The organism is Armatimonas sp., assembly GCF_043760365.1.
Lineage (GTDB): Bacteria > Armatimonadota > Armatimonadia > Armatimonadales > Armatimonadaceae > Armatimonas.
Window position 1 is genome coordinate 1 of record NZ_JAYUPA010000154.1, and the last position, 2,192, is coordinate 2,192.

The 2,192-nt window shown below is 62.0% G+C and carries 2 protein-coding genes; both read right to left on the minus strand.

The genetic code is table 11. The annotated features are described in order from the left end of the window. Positions 1-1,934 (minus strand): DUF1549 domain-containing protein (locus tag ACH2EH_RS03855; RefSeq protein WP_395139142.1); only part of this gene is annotated, 1,934 nt, incomplete at its 3' end. 10 nt (positions 1,935-1,944) lie between these two features. Continuing rightward, the coding region (locus ACH2EH_RS03860; protein ID WP_395139144.1) for a hypothetical protein at positions 1,945-2,192 on the minus strand (248 nt) is incomplete at its 5' end.

Consider the following 2,192-nt stretch of genomic DNA (forward strand, 5'->3'; position numbering starts at 1 on the left):
TGCGAAAGATTGGGCTGGGGCGAGCGCTCGCAGGAGCAGAGAATCTCGCGTTTGGGACGCCCAAATATCTCTAGAAAGTAACCCGAGTTGCGGCTCTCACGAAGCTGCGTGGCACGGATGCCGTCGGGGTAGGGATAGAACCGATCCCGCTTGCCGGTCACCTGGCCCACCACATCCAGCAGTGTCTCCGCCCCAAGACGGCGTGGGTAGGCGCGGGCGAAGTAGCGGTCATCGCGCACATTGCCGGGCAGCAGCGGCGTCGGGGTCAGAATCTGGCTGCTGCGCTGGTAGGTCTCCGAGTTCAGGATCAGCCGTGTGACCGCTTTCAGGTCGAAGTGGCTGGCGAGGAGCTTATCAGTGAGGTACTCCAGCGCTTCTGGATTGCTGGGAGGGTTGGAGAGCCGGAAGTCGTCCACGGGCTCGACAATGCCGCGCCCGAAGAAGTCTGACCAGAGCCGGTTGGCCGCGACCCGTGCAAACTGCCGGTTATCTTTTCCCGTCAGCCAGGTTGCGAGTGTCTCCCGTCGGTCCGCGAAGGGCTCGCCCACGACTGCGGCTTTCTCTCCCAGAAACCGCATCTTCGCTGTGGCTTTATTGCGCGGGTTGGCAATCTCGCCGTCGCGCTTCACAAAAACCTGCTCCTCCCCGAACTCCGGGCCACCCTTGCGCCCGTAGCGAGCGAAGAAGGCGGCGAAGTTGTAGTAATCGGATTGTTTCCAGCGCTCAAAGGGATGGTTGTGGCAGCGAGCGCAGCCAATTCGGGTACCTAGGAACGTACTCGCCGTTGTCTCCGTCAGGTCCTCCGGGGTCTGCGCGACCCGGCAGTAGTTGGCCGGGCCGGTGTGAAACGTACTGCCCTTGCCAGTTAAGAGCGCGAAGGCGAACTTGTCAAACGGGACATTCTGCGCCACCTGTTGCCGAATCCAGCGGTAGTAGGTGTCCGCGCCCTCATCGCTGAGGAACTGCCCATTGACCCGTAGCAAGTCGCAGAGCTTGAGGGTTCGCAGGTCCACGTAGGCATCGGTCTCTAAGAGCTTGTCAATGAGCTTCGTGCGCTTCTGCGGATCTGTTGAGTCCAGAAACTGGCGTGTCTGATTTGGGGTGGGCAAGGTGGCTGTGAGATCGAGGGAGACGCGGCGGAGGAACTCACTGTCGGTGCAGCGCGGCGAGGGCGTGAGGCCCAGTTTGTCTAGCTTGCCTAGTACCGCAAGGTCCAGCGGGTTGGTCGCCTCAGGGTGCAGCGAGAGAGGCGCATAGGGCAGGGCAACCCGCGTGACTTTTACCTCGCCGCTGTAGGCCACCAGAACCGCGCTCTCCCCTGGGCCACGGACACGGACTTTCCCCGCGTCGTCCACACTGGCGACGGCATCGTTCTGGCTGCTGAAGCGGCTCCAGCGTGTCACATCGCGCTGGGTGCCATCGCTGTAGGTTGCTCGCACGGAGATCGCCACACTCTCGCCCGGCTTGCGCACCAGGGCAGCTTCTGGGGTGACGGTCAGCTCCGTGACGCTTAAATCGGTCTTCTCGTCCGGGGCGGGGCGACCCTCGGCCAACCAGCGCTGGATAATCAGATGAGCCTCGGAGTAGGGAGTGAGTAGCTTCCCTCCCGCGTGGGGAACAAGCCCGAGCGGCTTGAGCAGAAACAAGCTACGGGTTGGATCGCTCGTTGCAATACGCCGTCCATTCGCCGCTTTCACGATATTTTCAAAGTCGAACGCTGGATCCCAGGCCCGCAGCGAGAGCGCGAACCCGCCCTTGCCACCCTGCTGCCCGTGGCAGTTTCCCTGGTTACAGCCCAGCTTGGTGAGCACTGGCAAGACATCATTCGTAAAACTCAGCTTCGGCTTTGGAATGGGCTTTTGTGGCGAGGCAAAGGCGAGCGCCGCCAGCAAGGCAGCGGACGCAGACAGCAGTGTTGCGTGAAGACGCTTCATACCGCCTAGTTTACCCCAGCTCTTCGCCAAGCCGCTCCCACTCAGTGAGAGCTTGGGCAAGCTGATTCTGAGTCTGGGTGTGTTCGGCGGCGAGGGCGATAAGATCGCCATTGCCCGCGCCGAGGCTGGTTTCAAGTTCGCCGAGGCGCGTTTCGAGCAGGGCAATGCGCTGCTCGGCTTTATCAACGGCTGCCTGAGTTTTTGCGCGCGCCTTGCTCTGCTCCCGTGAGAGGGGGACGCTCTCCAGCTTGGGCTGTG